Genomic DNA, 18372 nt, shown 5'->3' with positions numbered 1-18372 from the left:
GGATCAGCGCATAAGTCGCTTTTCTGACAAGCGATGTTCAAGCACGTTTTCGTGCCATCAGGTTAAAAAGAAGGGCCGACTATAGCAGTATGAAGGATATGGGGCCGAATAATCTCGATCCGGGTGACGAGCCCCCGCTGAGCGTCGGCGGACGGCGGCGGCCTCCAGATCGGCGCGAAGTTTCGGCACGCTGGCTTGCCGGCACCTTCCTGACTGGCGTTACGTCCTGCATGCTGATTGGTGTTGCACTTTTTGCAGCTCTCGATGGGCGCGAGCAATTGGCGACCCCGCCCGAAATTCTTGCCCTCAATGATATGCCAGGCGCCGCTGAGGAAAGTGCTGTCACCAAAGGTGGCCGTCTCGTCAGCACGGTTTCGGCTCAGCAACCGCGCGACCGCCGCCGGTTCGACCTTTCTACCATGCAGAAAGTCGGCGAACGCGAAGTGATCCGCACCCGCCCGTTCGAACTAGTGAGCATGGCGCTTGCAGTTGATCATCCGACCAGCCGCAAATATCCGGCATTCGATGCGCTGACCGTGTTCTCCGAAGGTCCCGCCTCGCCGCAACCGGCGGACACCGGCCAGATTTACGGCGCCAAGGTTGAAAGCGAAGTCAGTCTCCATGTTGTCGATTTTCCGCTGAACAGCGCGACCTTCGACGCATCGAGCGATTTGTCGGTCGATGAAGTTGAAAAGGTCGTTCGCGACACCGGCGGCCTGCTGACCGATGGCGATGTTCAGGTCGCCTCGCTGCATTATGTTGATCCGGCCCGCTTTGGCGGCAATGATTCTCCTTATGCGCTCGGCCCCGCCCTCGGCGTGAAGATCACGCAGGAAAATGTCAGCGTTGCGCCGAAGGCGAATGACGAACAGACCGAAGACGGCTTTTCAGAAGAACTGATTCCCTTCCGGCAGACCGCCGATATTGCGCAGGCGCTGGAAGATGCGGGCTATACTGGCGATGACACGTCGAACATGGTCGATGCGTTGAGCAAGATGATGAATTCGCCGCGCCTGAAGCAAGGCAGTGTCCTGCGCATCGGGACTGAAACCCGCGACGGCGAAGACCGCATCGTACGCGCGAGCATTTATAATCGCACCACGCACCTTGTTACCGTCACGTTGAACGACCGCCAACAATATGTGCCGTCCGATGAACCCGAAGGAACGCCGCTTTTGCAGACGGCATTCGAGGGCAATGCTGTCCCCAGCGCCATCCGCGGCAACCTGCCCAATGTTTATGACGGTATCAGCCGCGCGGCCCTTGCCTATGGCATGACCGAAACAATGCGCGAACAGCTGGTCAAGATGTTGGCCACCGACGTAGACCTTCAGGCGCAGCTGACGCCGACCGACAATATCGACGCCTTCTTCTCGCTACCCGACGGGGCCGACGAACAGGACAAGGCAGACAGCGATTCGCAACTTCTCTACGTTGCGGCGACTTTCAGCGGCACGACCCGTAAATTCTACCGCTATCAGGCGCCAGACGGCAGCGTCGATTACTTCGATGAGAGCGGAAAGAGCGCAAAGCAGTTTCTGCTGCGCAATCCGGTGCCCAACGGTGTGTTCCGCTCCCCGTTCGGCATGCGCCGTCATCCGATTCTCGGTTATAGCCGCATGCATACGGGCGTCGATTGGGCAGCACCGCGCGGCACGCCAATCATTGCGACGGGTAATGGCGTCGTCGAGAAGGCAGGCTGGTCCAATGGTTATGGCAATCAGACCCTGATTCGTCATGCCAATGGCTATGTCAGCAGCTACAACCACCAGAATGCGATTGCCCGTGGCGTGACCGCCGGCGCAAGGGTGCGTCAGGGCCAGGTGATCGGCTATGTCGGTTCGACCGGTCTCTCGACCGGGCCGCATCTGCATTATGAAATGATCGTCAACGGAACCAAGGTGGACCCGCTTCGCATCCGCCTGCCGGATAACAAGGCCTTGAAGGGCAAAGAACTTGAAGCCTTCAAGCAGGAGCGTGATCGCATCGACGCGCTTTTGAACAGCGACGATAACGGCACCAAGCTTGCTGCCAACGCATCGACCAAGGGATAACAGAAAGCCGGGAAAGCAATGCTTGTCCCGGCTTGTTTATATGACCCGCGCAGGTCGAACTATTCGGAAAACTCGACGGTGACGCCTGCCTTGACGAGCTTGGCCAGTTCTTCTGCGTCCCAATTCGTCAATCGCACGCAGCCATGGCTCGACGTTTTGCCGATCTTGGACGGCTCCGGCGTTCCATGGATACCGTAAGTTGGCTTTGACAGCGCAATCCAGACCGTGCCGACCGGCCCGTTCGGTCCCGGCGGAATAGTCAGAACCTTATCGTTATTGCCCTGCTTGAAATTGATCTTGGGATTATAGGTGTAATTCGGGTTGATCGCGATACGCTCCACCTGCACGATGCCGGACGGCGACGGGTTATCCGATGAGCCGATGGTCGATGGATAGGCCACGACGAGCTTGCCGCTTTCATCATAGCCACGAACCTGCTTGCGTCCCTTGTCGGCAATAATTCTCGCCACCTTGGCGCGCACCGGCTTGCCGAGATTCGGTACTTTGACGATGGAACCCGGCTGATTGAAATTCACGCCCGGATTGATTTCCTTCAGATAATTTTCGTCGATGTGAAATTTCTCGCCCAGCATTTCCGTCACCGATGTATAGGCCATCGACGAGAGTTGCGCCTTATGGGCGTAATCTTCCGGGATCGACGCCACATATTGGCGACCGACATCCTCGTTGGTGATCGTATATTCGAAGAAGGCCGCACCACCGGTTGCTTCCAACTCGGCATTCACTGCCGCCTCGTCCGTCGGGTTGATGGATTTTCCAGTCAATTCGCCATAAGCGGCAGCAGCCTTGTCGACATTGCTGCCGGAGCGGCCGTCAATAACGCCGGGCGATGCGCCAGCGCGATCAAGCAGCACCTGAAAGGCTGCGATCTTGGCCTTGGCGCCCTCGCCCTTCGGCATTTCGATGGCCGGGGCCATATCGCTCGATTGCGGCACGTTGCGGGGCTGCTCGTAGCCGGGCTGACCGTAATTGTCCTGACCGCCATAATTCTGGTCGATGCTTGCGGAATTGGTGCCCGTATTATCGGGATAGTTTTCGCCGGACGGCGGCAATTCCGAACGCTGCACCTGACCATCCTGATTGCCGCGATAGCTCGGATCAGACGGGGCGGCGGGATAATAATTCGGGTCTTCCGGCACATTGCTGAAGCCGTCATAGGGCGAACCGCCATCAACCGGGCCGTTCAGTGTCCAGTTGTCGTCTTCCTGCGGATCACGACGGCTGTTGTGACCGCCATAGCTGTTGCGATCATAGCTATTGGCATCCTCAACGCTGATGATGCGCCCACGACGATCCATCGTCACGCGCCGTCCATACTGGTCGATGTAAACGCGCACGCGCCGGTCGTGATAGACCTCTTCGCCGGGATCATAGAGCTGCGCCAGTTGCACCGGGGCTTCCGTGAGCGTGGCATCACGGGTTTCTTCTGCGAAAGCGCCCGCACCGGTAGCGGGAAGCGCCGCAGAAGCGAACAATGCGAAACGAAGCATGCGTATGGAATGCGTCATGAAGGAAGTCCCAGGTGCCCGTAATATCAGACCGTTCAATCGGATCGTCAGATCATGGATGCCGCGAATATGGTTAATAACTGATTATCCGAGTATCAGCAGATGCCAGATGAACTGGACATGAAAATGGCCAAGTGACGACAAGTTTTATGAAATTTGTATCTGTAAAATTTCTTCACGCTTGCGGCACATCCGAAGCCGGATGCGGTAGAGCCCAAGAAAAAGCGCCGCAATCTTGCGACTGCGGCGCTTTGTTGGGGCAAGCGGGAGGTCAGGCTTCCACGCTTTCGTTCTTCGGATCGGGTTCCAGAGCACCACGAACCGGGCGGAAGTTGAGCCTGTCCGAACCGGCGGTGATCTTGACGAGCGAACCATCCAGAATGTCGCCCAGCAAAATGCGCTCGGCGAGCGGGTCCTGGACTTCCTTCTGAATCACCCGCTTCAAAGGACGTGCGCCGTAGGCCGGATCATATCCTTTGTTGGCGAGCCATTCGCGCGCATCCTCTCCCAGCTCCAATGCGATCTTGCGATCGGTAAGCAAGGTCTGAAGACGCTGCAACTGGATATCGACAATCGCCCCCATATCCTCGCGGCGCAGCCGGTGGAACAGGATGATTTCATCGACACGGTTCAGGAATTCCGGCCGGAATGCCGCCCGGACCACACCCATCACCTCATCACGAACGCTCTCGACATCGTCCTTCTCGCCCAGATTGACGAGATATTCGGCGCCAAGATTGGACGTCATGATGATGACCGTGTTGCGGAAATCGACCGTGCGGCCCTGACCGTCGGTCAGACGCCCATCATCCAGAACCTGCAATAGCACGTTGAACACATCGGGATGCGCCTTTTCGATCTCATCGAACAGGATCACCTGATATGGCCTCCGGCGAACAGCTTCCGTCAGCGCACCGCCTTCTTCATAACCGACATAGCCGGGAGGTGCACCGATCAGACGGCTCACGGAGTGCTTCTCCATGAATTCCGACATATCGATACGCACCATCGCGGTGTCGTCCTGGAACAGAAACGATGCCAGTGCCTTGGTCAGTTCGGTCTTGCCGACGCCCGTCGGCCCAAGGAAGATGAACGAACCGATAGGCCGGTTCGGGTCCTGAAGACCCGCACGCGCACGGCGCACCGCCTTGGAAACCGCCTGAACGGCTTCGCCCTGACCGATGACGCGCTTTGCAAGCTCATCTTCCATCCGCAGCAGCTTTTCGCGCTCGCCTTCGAGCATCCGGTCAACCGGAATGCCTGTCCAGCGGGAAACGACCTGCCCGACATGTTCCGGCGTCACGGTCTCTTCCAGCAGGGAACCCTTGTTCTCCTGGCTTTCAGACTGGGCAAGTTCCTTCTCAAGCTGCGGGATCTTGCCATAAGCAAGCTCACCAGCCTTCTGGAATTCACCGTTGCGCTGTGCGGTAGCCAGTGCATTGCGCGCTTCCTCAAGCTGACGCTTGAGATCGGCGGCAAGGCCGAGCTTCTGCTTTTCCGACTGCCACTTGGCGGTCAGTTCAGCTGATTCTTCTTCCAGATCGGTCAGCTCTTTTTCAAGACGCTGCAAACGATCCTTGGAAGCGGCATCGGTTTCCACCTTCAGGGCTTCGCGCTCGATCTTCAGCTGCATGACGCGGCGGTCGATCTCGTCGAGTTCTTCCGGCTTCGAATCGACCTGCATGCGCAGACGCGACGCGGCCTCGTCCACAAGGTCGATAGCCTTGTCGGGCAGGAAGCGGTCGGTGATGTAGCGGTTCGACAGCGTTGCGGCTGCGACCAGTGCGGAGTCCGATACGCGCACCTTGTGATGCTGCTCGTATTTTTCCTTCAGGCCGCGCAGGATCGAGATCGTATCCTCGACTGTCGGCTCATCCACGAAGACCGGCTGGAAACGGCGCGCAAGTGCGGCATCCTTCTCGACATATTTGCGATATTCTTCCAGCGTGGTCGCGCCGACGCAGTGCAACTCACCACGCGCCAGGGCAGGCTTGAGCAAGTTGGACGCATCCATCGCACCATCAGTCTTGCCTGCACCGACAAGCGTATGCATCTCATCGATGAAGAGAATGACCTGACCGGCAGCCGTCTGCACTTCTGACAGGATCGCTTTCAGCCGTTCCTCGAACTCGCCGCGATATTTCGCACCGGCAATCAGCGCGCCCATGTCGAGCGCCATCAACTGCTTGTCCTTCAGCGATTCGGGCACGTCGCCATTAACGATACGCAGCGACAGACCTTCAGCAATAGCTGTCTTGCCGACGCCTGGCTCGCCGATTAGCACCGGATTGTTCTTGGTGCGGCGCGACAGAACCTGAATAGTGCGACGGATTTCCTCGTCACGACCGATCACCGGATCGAGCTTGCCGTTGCGGGCATCCTCGGTCAGATCACGCGCATATTTCTTCAGCGCGTCATAATTGCTTTCGGCAGAAGCGGAATCGGCAGTGCGGCCCTTACGCATATCGTTGATGACCTTGTTCAACGCCGTCGGTGTGACACCGGCTGCGGCAAGAATTTCAGATGTCTTTGCGGATTTCTCGATGGCCAGCGCCGTCAGCAGCCGTTCGACCGTGACAAAGCTGTCGCCAGCCTTGCTGGCAAGCTCTTCGGCAAGCGTGAAAACCTTGGCCAGCGGCTGCGAGAGATAAAGCTGGTCGTTGCCGCCCGATACTTTCGGCAGCTTTTCCAATGCGCTCTGCAAACCGAGGCGCACATCGGCAATGCGTCCACCAGCCCGCTCGATCAACGATGCGGCAAGCCCCTCATCGTCATCGACAAGGATTTTCAGGATGTGCTCAGGGGTGAACTGCTGGTTGCCGGACGAAAGCGCGAAGGTCTGTGCCGACTGAATGAAACCGCGAACGCGTTCCGTGTATTTTTCAATATTCATAATGTCTCCTTTGCCCTCCAGCCCTCTAGAGGCACCGGAAGATGTTGGGTGACGAAGCCCCCGCAAGGGCGGGCTTCATGTCTTTCCAAGACAGGATATGGGACTATGACCGCCTTTCGGCAAGGGTGGGCAACGCAAGCGCGACCAAATAAAAATGGCGCGGAAAACCGCGCCATTTTCAAATTGGATATCGAAACGCTTAAGCGTCCGAATCGACAGGTTCCGTTGCTGGCGTATCGCTGCCGGCATCTTTAGCAACACGGCGCGGACGACCCGGACGACGGGTGGCGCGACGCGGCGCAGCTTCATCATCAGCCTTTGCTTCGACAGGTGCTTCTGCCGGAGCCTCAACCGGTGCAGCTTCGGCAACCACCGGAGCAACCTTTGCAGCCCGGGCGACCGGAGCTGGTTCTTGTGTTTCCACGGGAGCTTCTACGACCGGCTGTTCGCCTGCTTCACCGGCCTGCGCTTCCGGGCGCTCTTCGGCATTGAAGCGTTCACGTTGCGGGCGGCGTCCACGTCCAAGGCGGCGATCGCGATTGTCACGTTCGCGCGGCTGGCGGCTTTCGCCGCTTTCCTCGCCATAGATTACTTCGGCAGGGGTGCCTTCGATGACCGGCTGCGGGCCCGAACCATTGACCGGACGCGGCTCTGCGGCCACGGCTGGCGTGAAGCCGGTATCGTCGTCATCGGCGCCGTCATCGTCGAAGGTTTCTTCGCGCTGGAACGGCACCGGATTCTGCGCCATGGCAGCCATGATGATGCGGTTGTAATGTTCAGCGTGCTGAAGATAGTTTTCAGCCATCACCCGGTCGCCAGAAGCCTGAGCGTCACGCGCGAGGGTCGAATATTTTTCTGCAATATGTTGCGCATTGCCACGGATCTTTACGTCAGGTCCGTTGCTTTCGTAATTACGCGACAGAGGATTGGGGCCCTTGCGGTTATTGTTATTATTATTGTTGTTATTCCCCCGTCCGCGCATACGCCTATTCTGCTGTGCTGGCCTCATATTCATCTCTTTTCAGATTAAAGGGCGCAGAAACGTTGCGACGAAAAAAGCCGCCTGTTTCTTGCTATTGAGCCATGGAGGAAGCACGCCCTAAAACTTCCTACACATCGACTATTCTTAAAGCGCGCCGCATTTCATATTGTTCGCGTGACGCACATTAAGGGGTTGCTTTTATGCATGCCGTTCCCGGAAAACCGGTCCCCACTTTTCCGCGACATGCCTCTCAGCTCCGCATATCCAGATGGATGGCCGGAACCTGACGGTTGCATTGTGCAAGGCCCATTCCGAAAAGCATCGCTTTTCGGGACCATGCCTGAAAGTCGTGTACTTCCGTACGAGCCATCTCCAAAGGCTTAGACCCCGGGAGAGCATGACCTCAAATCGTCATGGAGCATTTCCGCCACGGCCCTCAAAAAGCGGGCAAAACCATTCTGGCTGTATACGGTGGCCGGAAACTAAACGGCTTCGCGGCAAATTCCAAGTGTTTTTTCGCGCCGTTGGGTATCAAAATTTCGTTTATGATTTTTGCGCAAAAAGCATGGCCCTTCTATGGCCGCCCAGATCACGCGCATCGTTTGCGAGTTCAAAACCCGCTTGCTCAAACAGCGCTTTTACATCCTGGAATTGTCCGGCGCCGATTTCTACGGCAACCATACCACCTTCATATAGGTACTCAACTGCCCGTTCTGCAAGGGCCCGGTAAAAATTCAGCCCATCCTGACCGCCATCCAGCGCCGCAAGCGGATCATGCTCGCGCACTTCCCGCGACAGACCGGCGATGTCTTCATGCGGAATATAGGGCGGGTTTGAGACGATCATATGAAACCGTCCGCTGATATTGGCGAACCAGTCGCTTCGCAGCGCCGCGAAACGTTCACTTACGCCATTGTTCGCAGCGTTGATTCGCGCCGTAGCCAGCGCGCCTTCCGACACATCGAGACCGATGCCATGCAATGTCTCGAAGCGATGCAGGAGCGAGATCACAATCGCCCCGGTTCCGGTGCCCATATCAAGCAGTTCGGCGACGCCATGTTTTTCGATCAGCGCTTCTAGCCGCGGAATAACCAGTTCCACCAGCGCTTCCGTATCCGGGCGCGGTTCAAGCGTCTCGGCGGAAAGCCGGAATGACAGGCCGTAAAACTCGCGAACGCCGATGATGCGATGCACGGGCTCGCCTTTTGCACGACGCTCCAGCGCCGCACGCAATGTCTCGACACGCTCGGCATCGATCTGCCGGTCCGGCGCGGAAATCAGATCGAGCCTTGTTGCGCCCGTCGCCCATTCGATGAGCAGGCGCGCATCAAGATCGGGCGTTTCGAGCGCGGCATCGCGCAACTGCCGTCGCGCCTGCGCTGCCAGAACGTCAAGACGCTCGCTACTCACGCTCAGGCGCCCAGTTCGGTCAGAAGTGCTGTCTGGTGATCGGAAATCAGCGCATCGACCAGTTCGTCGAGATCGCCTTCCATCACACGGTCGAGCTTGTAGAGCGTCAGGTTGATGCGGTGATCGGTAACGCGGCCCTGCGGGAAATTGTATGTACGGATACGTTCCGAACGGTCACCGGAACCGACCTGGCTGCGGCGCGCTTCCGAGCGTTCACTTTCCGCCTTCTGCCGTTCCATATCGTACAAGCGGGCGCGCAGGATCTGCATGGCGCGGGCGCGGTTCTGATGCTGGGATTTTTCCGCCTGAACCACCATGATGCCGGTCGGAATATGGGTGATGCGCACGGCCGAGTCAGTCGTGTTGACATGCTGTCCGCCAGCGCCCGATGCGCGCATCGTATCGATGCGGATATCCTCGTTGCGGACCTCGATATCAATGTCTTCAGCTTCCGGCAGCACGGCAACCGTCGCAGCCGATGTATGAATGCGCCCGCCAGCCTCGGTTTCCGGCACACGCTGCACGCGATGCACGCCCGATCCGAACTTCATCTTGGAGAAGACGCCCTTGCCGGAAACCGTCGCGATGATTTCCTTATAGCCGCCCGCATCGCCTTCGCTGGCAGAGACCAGCTCGACGCGCCAGCCCTTTTCGCTGGCGTAGCGCTCATACATGCGGAAGAGATCGCCCGCGAAAAGCGCTGCTTCCAGTCCACCCGTACCGGCGCGAATTTCAAGAATGGCGTTCTTTTCGTCAGCCGCATCCTTGGGCAAAAGCAGAATCTGCACTTCCTGCTCCAGCGCCTCGACGCGCTTTTCGACCTCCGGCAATTCCTCGACAGCCAAGGCGCGCATTTCGGCATCCATCGACGCATCGTCGCGCATCGCCGCCAGATCTTTCGCTTCGCCACGCGCATCGCTCAATTCGCGAATCTTGCCGACGACTTCCTGCAATTCGGAATATTCGGAAGCAAGCTTCACATAGGTTTCCGAATCCGGATTGTCGGCCATCTGGCTTTCGATCATCGAGAACCGCTTCAAGAGCTGGTCCATCCGGTCCTGCGGCAATGCGATCATGTCATGTCCTAAAAACTGTCGTCCGTGTGCAAATGTGCGAAACCGGGCCTGCCGCATTCCGCGCCACACCCGGTCATTCTATGCAATTTGCCTTGCTATAACGGAATATCGTTGTCTTCTGCAAATCGAAGCATCAATTCGCGCAGCGAATGCGCGACGTTCGGCTTGTCCAGCTCTTCATTGAGAAGCGCATTCAGCTTCGTGGTATCGAGCGCGCCGAGCATCGCCTTGACCGGGCCGATGGCCGCAGCCGACATGGAGATGGAGCGGAAGCCGAGGCCGATGAGCGTCATCGCCGTCAGCGGACGTCCTGCCATTTCACCGCAGAGCGTGACCGGCTTGTCATGCCGGTTGCCGGTATCGACAATATGGCGCAGCGTCCGCAGGAAAGCCGGAGAAAGCTGGTCAAAACGACCGGAAATCAGCGAATTGCCGCGATCCACCGCCATCAGGAACTGGAACAGATCGTTGGAGCCGACGGACACGAAATCAACCGCCGTCATCAGCTCGTCCAGCTGCCACAACAGGGCTGGAACTTCGACCATCGCGCCAAGCTTCATCCGCGTCGGAAGCGCATGCGCAAACCGCGACAGATGGCGCACCTCGCGCTCGATGATCTCACGCGCCGCCTTCACCTCGGCAACTTCCGTCACCATCGGTAGCATGAGCTTCAGTTCACGTCCGCCCGCCGCCTTCAAAAGCGCGCGCAGCTGGGTGCGCAGCAGACCCGGACGGTCGAGCGTGAGACGGATGGCGCGCCAGCCAAGCGCCGGGTTTTCTTCCTGCGCCGATGCGCTGAAGTAAGGCAGCACCTTGTCGCCACCAATATCGAGCGTGCGGAAAGTGACCGGCTTGTCGCCCGACGCTTCCATGACCGAGCGATAGAGCCGCTCCTGCTGCTCCGCCCGCGGGAAAGTCGAGGCGACCATGAACTGCAGCTCGGTGCGGAACAGGCCGATGCCCGATGCGCCCGATGCCGCAAGCTGCGGCAGGTCGACCAGAAGGCCCGCATTCATCAAAAGCGAAATATCGACGCCATCCTTGGTCAAGGCGGGCTTGTCGCGCAATTCGCGATAATGCGCCTGACGCCGCGCCCGGAAGCGAACCTTTTCCGCATAGGCCGATCCGAGATCGGACTGCGGACGCAGATGCACCACGCCCTCGTCGCCATCGACGATGGCGGCATCGTTGTTTTCCGCCATGGAAACGGCGCCCTTGGCCTGCCCCACCACGGGAATCCCCATAGCGCGCGCCACAATCACCACATGGCTCGTCGCGGCGCCGTCTTCCAGCACCACGCCGCGCAAACGCTCACGCGGATAGTCCAGCAATTCGGCGGCGCCCATGGAGCGCGCCACGATGATCGCATCCTTGACCAGCGATTCGGCCATCGTCTTGATGTCGCGGCCCATCAGCTGGCGCAGCAGACGATTGGCAAGATCATCAAAATCCGACAGGCGCTCGCGCATATAGGGATCGGTCAGATGCATCATCCGCGCGCGCGTGTCGCTCTGCACCTTTTCGACTGCGGCTTCTGCGGTCAGACCGTTATGGATCGCCTCTTCCAGACGCCGCACCCAGCCACGATCATGCGCGAACATGCGATAGGCTTCCAGCACTTCGCGATGCTCGCCCTCAATGGCCACATCGCGGCGCGACAGCATGTCATCGATGGAAATGCGCAGGGAACCGAGCGCCTGATCGAGACGGGCAAGTTCCGCCTGACTATCCTCATTGAAGAGATTGGTGACGACAATGCGCGGCTCATGCAGCACGACGTGACCAAGACCGATGCCGTCATTGAAGGCCGCCCCGGTCACGCTCATCGGGCGGCCCATATCAAGGTCGATGCCGGGGCGCACGAGCTTCAGCCCATCGCCGGATGCGATGATTTCGGCAAGTACCATGGCTGTCGTTTCAAGCGCTTCGACTTCATCTTCACGATAGGCGCGCTTGGTGCGGTTCTGCACGACGAGAACGCCCATCGTGCGGCCTGCGCGCAGCACGGGAACGCCGAGGAAAGAATTATACACTTCTTCGCCCGTTTCCGGCAGATAGGCGAAAGCCGGATGGCTTTGCGCATCGGTGAGGTTCAACGGGCGCGCGCTTGCAGCAATCGTGCCGACAAGACCCTGACCGAGACGCAATTGCGCCAGATGGACCGACTGAGGGTTCAAACCTTCGGTGGCATAGAGTTCGAGTACGCCGTCAGCGCGAAGCACATAGAAGGAGCAGACTTCCGCGACCATATTCTGCGCGATTTCACGGACGATCCGGTCAAGGCGCGGCTGCGGCTCAAGCGGCTCAGCCATCAATTCGCGCAGCCGCTTCAGCAGCACGCGGGGACCGGTTGTCTGATCGCGCATGATCGTCGGACACTCCTCTTGTGCAGTTTCGGCACCGAGGTGAAGCGGCTTTCCGTGCGAACTGCGGCGAATAAAGAGAAAACGGCTTTGCTTGCTCCGTACTACCGAAAGCCGTTCGGACTGGTGGCCCGCTTTCGCCGACCGATTCCCATTACCCGCCCGCGACGCGTTACGCCAACCCCTTTGTGAGCATTTTTGACACTGCCGTCTAGTGCTTTAAGCAGAAATTCTGCCAGGTTCCGGAACGAAAAAATGCCGCGAACCATTTACGGACGCGGCATTGTTTCAAAACGGTTTAGTAAAAGCCGGGTTTTATGCCGGCTTAATATCAGCGTTCAGCTGATTACGATTTGTCGAGACCGTAGACGGCGTGCAGCGTGCGCACCGCGAGTTCCGCATAAGGGCCGTCGATCAGGATCGAGATCTTGATTTCCGACGTCGTGATGGCGCGAATGTTGATGCCCTTTTCGGCCAGCGCCTTGAAGGCGGTGGCGGCAACGCCCGCATGGCTGCGCATACCGATGCCGATCACGGAAATCTTGGCCAGACCCGTTTCCGACTGGATGTTGTCGAAGCCGATTTCACCCTTGACCGTGTCGAGAACGCGCAGCGCCTTGTCGATGTCGCCGGTCGGGATCGTGAAGGTCATATCGGTCTTGGAACCGTCTTCCGACACGTTCTGGACGATCATATCGACATTGATGTGTTCTTCGGCGAGCGGGCCGAAAATGGCTGCCGACACGCCCGGTCGGTCGGCCACACGCCGCAGCGAAATCTGAGCCTCATCTTTCGCAAAGGCGATACCTGTGACGGTCTGCTGTTCCACGATTTCATCCTCGTCGCAAATAAGCGTTCCGGGCGGGTTGATCGGATCACCCATGCCCGGCGCATCGGGGTCCGTAAAGCTCGAGCGCACGAAAGTGCGTACCTTGTGCACCATGGCGAGTTCGACCGAGCGCACCTGCAAAACCTTGGCGCCAAGCGAAGCCATTTCCAGCATTTCCTCAAAGGAAATTTTTGGCAGGCGGCGCGCCTTCGGCTCGATGCGCGGATCGGTCGTGTAGACGCCGTCTACATCGGTATAGATATCGCAGCGATCAGCCTTCACCGCAGCGGCGACAGCCACAGCCGAGGTGTCCGAACCACCGCGTCCGAGCGTCGCGATGCGGTTATCCGGGCCCAAGCCTTGGAAACCGGCCACAACAGCAACCTGTCCCATTTCCATGCGACGGATGATTTCCGAACCGTCGATGTCCTGAATACGGGCCGCGCCATGCGCATTGTCGGTCTTGATTTGAATCTGCCAGCCCTGCCACGAACGCGCATCGACACCAATCGACTGAAGCGCAATTGCCAGAAGGCCGCTCGTCACCTGTTCGCCGGAAGCGACGATGGTGTCATATTCGCGCGCATCATAGAAAGGCGAACTGGCGCCACATACCTTCGGCATGTTCTGAACCCAGTTGACCAGTTCATTGGTCTTGCCGGACATGGCCGAGACGACAACAGCAACCTGATTGCCCGCCTCGACCTCGCGTTTGACGTGGCGCGCCACATTATAGATGCGTTCCAGATCGGCCACCGAAGTGCCGCCGAATTTCATCACGATGCGCGCCATTTAAGGATACGTCCCGCTATTTTGAAAATTACACTCTCACCTGTCCAAACCTTATAATCTTGCGACAGGCAAACCCGGGGTCACATAGCTAATATGTCGCGGTTCCGCAAGGCCGCGATCTGCAAGAACGTTCCGATAGGGCCACGAATGCCGGAATTTGATTTGCAGCTTGACTTTGAAGCGCTACCTTGAGAGCAGAACTGCACGCTTCCGCAGCTGGAGAATGAAATGACCGAGACTGCCCGCACCACCATCGACGCTTCCGAGATCGAGCATTTCTCGCGCATTGCCGCAGAATGGTGGAACCCGCAGGGCAAGTTCCGCCCGCTGCACAAATTCAATCCGACGCGCCTTGCCTATATCAAGGAAAAAATCTGCGTCAGGTTCAATCGCGATCCGAATTCGCCGCGCCCCTTCGAAGGACTGCGCCTGCTCGACATCGGTTGCGGCGGCGGCCTTCTTTGCGAACCGATGGCGCGTCTCGGTGCAACCGTGATCGGCGCGGACGCCTCCACCACCAACATCGAGGTTGCGAAAATCCACGCCGCGCAAAGCGGCGTCGAGGTCGACTACCGCGCCACGACGGCGGAAGCTCTGGCCGAGGCAGGGGAGAAATTCGACGTGGTTTTGAACATGGAAGTGGTCGAGCATGTTTCGGACGTCGATCTGTTCATGTCCGCGACCAGCGAAATGGTGAAGCCTGGCGGGCTGATGTTCGTCGCCACCATCAATCGCACGCTGAAAGCCTATGGTCTGGCGATTATCGGCGCGGAATATGTGCTGCGCTGGCTGCCGCGCGGCACGCATCAATATGAAAAACTGGTGCGCCCGGAAGAGCTGGAATCCGCACTTTCGAAAGGCGGGCTGCGCCTCATCGACAAGCTGGGCGTCACCTATAATCCGCTTGCCGACAGCTGGAGCCGCTCCCGCGATACGGATGTGAATTATATGGTTCTGGCCGAGCGGCCCGAATAATCATCCAATAATCAGCTTTAATAATTATCCCTTCTGGGCTCTGGTTGTCATCGCCACACCAATCGCGATGACGACAGCACCGATCCATGTGAGGGGCGGATAATGCTCGCCCAGAAACAGCGTGCCGGAAATGAGTCCGAGCGCTGCGGCCACATAGCCGATCTGGCTGAGATAGACCGGTCCGCCCACCGCTTGTAGCCGGAAGAACAGCGCGAACATTCCAGCTGACGCAATCGCCTGTGCTGTGGCAGCCCATGGTGCAAGCGCAAATGTCTCAACCGGAAAACCGCCGGTGAACAGCAAAATTCCTGCAAAAAGCATGATGGCGGAAGCCAGATGACTGCCTGCCGCAAGCTCCGTCGGATCGGAGTTTTTTGGCCAGTCCAGTGTGCGATAGACATTGCCGCAGGCGAGAAACACCGGAATAAGCAAGGCGGCCGCAACCCAGAGCGGATCGGCGGGTTTGCCGACCTCGCCGCGTGTCAGCGCCACGAGGATTGCGCCGATGAAGCCGACGGCAATACCGCCAATGCCCAGCGCATTGGGACGGCGTAAGCCGAAACCCATCGAAATCACCAGCGTGATAACCGGTGACAGCGTGTACATGATTCCCGTGAAACCAGCGCCGAGACGCGGAATTGCCGACAGGATCAGAAGATTGGGCAAGGCATAGGAAATGATTGCCGTGCAGACGTAATAGCGTGCGCGCCCGCCGGAAAAGCCGAGGCTTTTTCCCCGCAAAAGCAGAAGGGCAAGCAAGATCACGCCAGCACTGGCGGAAAACAGAAAGGTCCACATGGCAGGCGGGACGCCCGCCTGGGCGGCGATTTTTCCCAGAGGCAGGATAAGCCCCAGCAAGGTGCCGGTGGCCAGAAGCAGAAAGGAGGCGGACTCCATCAATTTCATGCGTTCGGCCTCCCCTGCCGTGCTGTCATGCCGAACAGGTGTCGGGCGGAAACCTAATTCTGATCTTCCGGGAAAACCGGCAATGGCATCACGTCAACGCCGTCTTCAAGCAGCGAATGCACGTCCTCACGCGAGGCTTCGCCATAGATGCCACGCTGTTCCGTTTCCCCGAAATGGATCTTGCGCGCTTCCTCGGCAAATTTGTCACCGACATAATCCGCATTCTCGCGGACCTTGCGGCTCAAATCGCGCATTTCTTCAAGAACCTTCTTCTGGGCTTCACCCAGCGCCATTGCGATCTTTTCCTTCGCCCGCGCCGTCGAGACGGCAGGAGCCATCAGAGCCTTCTGCACCTGATGCGAATTGCAGACCGGACAGGAGACGAACTTCATCTCCGACTGCCGATCGAAATCGGCATTGTCGCGGAACCAGCCCTCGAATTCATGGCCGTGATCGCAATGAAGCGAAAAGCGGATCATGGAATTATGCATCCTCTTTCTGTTTTGCGGTTACCGTCTTCACGGTAAACTCGCGCGCATTCTTCAAATTCGGCACCTTGCCGCGCGCCGCAGCACTTTCGGCAACATCGATATCGGCAACGATCACAGCCGGTTCATCATGGTTGGCTTCGGCCAGCACCTTGCCCCAGGGCGACACGATGATCGAATGCCCATAGGTCTCGCGCCCGTCCTCGTGCAATCCGCCCTGCGCCGCCGAGATCAGGAATGCGCCATTTTCGATGGCCCGCGCACGCTGCAAGATGTGCCAGTGCGCCTCGCCGGTCTGTTTGGTGAAGGCGGCGGGACCGGTAATCACATTGGCGCCAGCAAGCGCCTGTGCGCGGAAAAGCTGCGGGAAGCGAATGTCGTAGCAGATCGCCATACCGATATTGGCGAAAGGCAGTTCGGCGACAACCGTTTCCTTGCCCGGCTCATAGGTTGCCGATTCGCGCCAGCTTTCGCCATTGTCGAGATCGACATCGAACATATGGATCTTGTCATAGGTGACGAGCTTTTCGCCGGAGGGCGTAAACAATCCGGCGCGATTGGCAATCCTGCCATCGCCCGCATCAATGGCCGTCGAGCCGATATGCAGGAAGATGCCATGCTTTGCCGCCAGCGCCGACGCTGCCTTGAAAACAAGGTCATTGGCTTCGTCGCGCAGGCTTGCCTTGAACGCCACGCGATCACGCATCATCGCGCCGGTCATTTCGGGCGATTGCACGTAAGTCGCGCCCTGCGCCGCCGCTTCAGCGACAAGTTTCTCCAGATCCTCGATATTGCGGACAACATCAGTGCCGGAACGCATCTGTAGTGCGGCAGCGCGAAACGTGCTCATCGGTTTCTCCCCCGTTATAAAAATTAATTCAGTTCGCCGGTCCTGAGCAGACCATCAAGCTTGCCCTGACTGTCCAGCGCGAAGAGATCGTCGCAGCCGCCGACATGCACGGCGCCGACGAAAATCTGCGGGAAGGTGTTGCGGCCCGAACGCTCTTGCATTTCGGCGCGCAGTTCCGGCGTAGCGCCCGCATTGATCTCGTTGAACTCCACGCCCTTGCGGGTCAGAAGATCGACTGCACGCGAGCAATAAGGGCAGCCGGGACGCGTATAGATGGTGACATCAACCATGAAAAACTCCATTCGTTGCCACACTATATAGTCGGCAACGCTCCGCTCTGGAAGACCCTCCCGGTTTCACGACGGTGTGTGCAGGCTTGTTCTTGCCCGCAAGTTTCAATCAGGCAGAACACGGCTGAATGTCAGAACATCGACGCTTTTTGCCCCGCCGCGCAGCAAGGCGCGTGTTGCGGCCTTCACCGTCGCGCCCGTCGTGTAAACATCATCGATCAGCAGGACGCGGCGTCCGCGCACGTGAATTTCCTGCTCCTTCGGCACACGGAAGGCACCATCCACATTGCGTTTGCGCTCCTTGGAGCCAAGCCCGATCTGCTGCTCGGTGCGCCGGATGCGGTTCAGGGCTTGCGGCGCAAAAGGCAGTGCACTCTGCTTTGCCAGCGCCCGCGCAAGCTCGGCTGACTGGTTGAAACGGCGGCTCCAGAAGCGCCAGCGATGCAGCGGCACCGGCAGGATCACCTCGCACTCCTCCAGCAATTCACGGCCTGCGCGCTGCATCCAGCGCGCCATCCATGGCGCGAGATCGGTGCGGTCATGGAATTTCAGCGCCACGGCCATGCGCTGCGCCGCCCCGCGATGCACCACCGCCGACCGCACGCGACGAAACGGCGGCGGATCGGCAATAGCCTCAGCGCTCATGAAGCCGTCGCCAAAGTCGTGACCAAACGGCACACCCAGCACCGGGCAATAAGGCCGCTCGATAAAGCGAAGTTGCGACCAACAGGCCGGGCACAATGTCCCCGGTTGCGAGACATGCGCCTGACAGCCGACACAGTTTGCTGGAAACAACAGATTGGTAGTCGTGCGCAGCAGATGCCGCGCAGCGAACCGCACGCCAGCGTAAAGCCTGCGCAAAAAGGTTTGATGCGGTGTATCATCATCCGCCATTGCATTCGCCCCCGTTCGAATGCATCTATGCCCGCGACTAA

General features: G+C 58.6%; 14 protein-coding genes. 2 read left to right on the top strand and 12 right to left on the bottom strand.

The features are described from left to right. The first annotated feature begins 89 nt into the window (after positions 1 to 89). Positions 90 to 2054, top strand: coding sequence for a M23 family metallopeptidase (locus QLQ11_RS09870; RefSeq protein ID WP_109369865.1), 1965 nt, complete (start codon positions 90 to 92; stop codon positions 2052 to 2054). Positions 2055 to 2113: 59 nt separating this feature from the next. Here the strand turns inward: QLQ11_RS09870 and QLQ11_RS09865 are convergent, their stop codons facing one another. From QLQ11_RS09865 to QLQ11_RS09835, 7 genes are all read right to left on the bottom strand, one after another. Continuing rightward, a complete protein-coding gene (locus QLQ11_RS09865; RefSeq protein ID WP_109369866.1) occupies positions 2114 to 3583 on the bottom strand; it encodes a L,D-transpeptidase in 1470 nt (489 codons plus the stop codon). A gap of 271 nt (positions 3584 to 3854) precedes the next feature. Further along, the gene (clpB, locus tag QLQ11_RS09860; RefSeq protein WP_283735962.1) at positions 3855 to 6476 is read right to left on the bottom strand and encodes an ATP-dependent chaperone ClpB; all 2622 of its coding nucleotides are present in this window, start codon (positions 6474 to 6476) and stop codon (positions 3855 to 3857) included. A gap of 199 nt (positions 6477 to 6675) precedes the next feature. After that, positions 6676 to 7485, bottom strand: coding sequence for a DUF4167 domain-containing protein (locus tag QLQ11_RS09855; RefSeq protein WP_109370326.1), 810 nt, complete (start codon positions 7483 to 7485; stop codon positions 6676 to 6678). Positions 7486 to 8001: 516 nt separating this feature from the next. Continuing rightward, on the bottom strand, positions 8002 to 8868 hold the full coding sequence (gene prmC / locus QLQ11_RS09850) for a peptide chain release factor N(5)-glutamine methyltransferase (protein ID WP_109369868.1): 867 nt from the start codon (positions 8866 to 8868) through the stop codon (positions 8002 to 8004). A gap of 2 nt (positions 8869 to 8870) precedes the next feature. Continuing rightward, the gene (prfA, locus tag QLQ11_RS09845; RefSeq protein WP_371835869.1) at positions 8871 to 9944 is read right to left on the bottom strand and encodes a peptide chain release factor 1; all 1074 of its coding nucleotides are present in this window, start codon (positions 9942 to 9944) and stop codon (positions 8871 to 8873) included. A gap of 95 nt (positions 9945 to 10039) precedes the next feature. Continuing rightward, complete coding sequence (gene ptsP / locus QLQ11_RS09840) at positions 10040 to 12310, bottom strand: phosphoenolpyruvate--protein phosphotransferase (RefSeq protein WP_371835868.1); 2271 nt, start codon at positions 12308 to 12310, stop codon at positions 10040 to 10042. 343 nt (positions 12311 to 12653) lie between these two features. Continuing rightward, positions 12654 to 13928, bottom strand: a complete 1275-nt coding sequence (locus QLQ11_RS09835) for an aspartate kinase (RefSeq protein WP_109369871.1) — start codon at positions 13926 to 13928, stop codon at positions 12654 to 12656. 228 nt (positions 13929 to 14156) lie between these two features. Between QLQ11_RS09835 and ubiG the strand changes: the two genes are divergently transcribed. After that, entirely contained in the window at positions 14157 to 14903 is a 747-nt protein-coding gene (gene ubiG, locus QLQ11_RS09830) for a bifunctional 2-polyprenyl-6-hydroxyphenol methylase/3-demethylubiquinol 3-O-methyltransferase UbiG (RefSeq protein ID WP_109369872.1), read from the top strand. Between the two features lie 24 nt (positions 14904 to 14927). Here ubiG and QLQ11_RS09825 read toward each other — a convergent pair whose 3' ends face one another. The 5 genes from QLQ11_RS09825 to QLQ11_RS09805 all read right to left on the bottom strand — a co-directional run bounded on the left by QLQ11_RS09825 (position 14928) and on the right by QLQ11_RS09805 (position 18331). After that, entirely contained in the window at positions 14928 to 15809 is an 882-nt protein-coding gene (locus tag QLQ11_RS09825) for a DMT family transporter (protein ID WP_109369873.1), read from the bottom strand. A gap of 53 nt (positions 15810 to 15862) precedes the next feature. Further along, positions 15863 to 16288 carry a DUF1178 family protein gene (locus QLQ11_RS09820; protein WP_109370327.1) on the bottom strand — a complete coding sequence of 142 codons (426 nt, stop codon included), beginning with the start codon at positions 16286 to 16288 and terminating at the stop codon, positions 15863 to 15865. Positions 16289 to 16292: 4 nt separating this feature from the next. Further along, complete coding sequence (locus QLQ11_RS09815; protein WP_109369874.1) at positions 16293 to 17147, bottom strand: carbon-nitrogen hydrolase family protein; 855 nt, start codon at positions 17145 to 17147, stop codon at positions 16293 to 16295. Positions 17148 to 17170: 23 nt separating this feature from the next. Continuing rightward, positions 17171 to 17437, bottom strand: a complete 267-nt coding sequence (grxC, locus tag QLQ11_RS09810) for a glutaredoxin 3 (RefSeq protein ID WP_109370328.1) — start codon at positions 17435 to 17437, stop codon at positions 17171 to 17173. Between the two features lie 105 nt (positions 17438 to 17542). Further along, positions 17543 to 18331 (bottom strand): ComF family protein, encoded by a 789-nt coding sequence (locus tag QLQ11_RS09805; RefSeq protein ID WP_109369875.1) that lies wholly within the window; start codon positions 18329 to 18331, stop codon positions 17543 to 17545. Between the last annotated feature and the right edge of the window lie 41 nt (positions 18332 to 18372).

This window comes from Ochrobactrum sp. SSR, from assembly GCF_030067775.1.
GTDB classification, from domain to species: Bacteria; Pseudomonadota; Alphaproteobacteria; order Rhizobiales; family Rhizobiaceae; genus Brucella; species Brucella teleogrylli.
The sequence above is the reverse complement of the archived record's forward strand: the minus strand, read 5'-3'. Positions and strand labels throughout refer to the sequence as shown.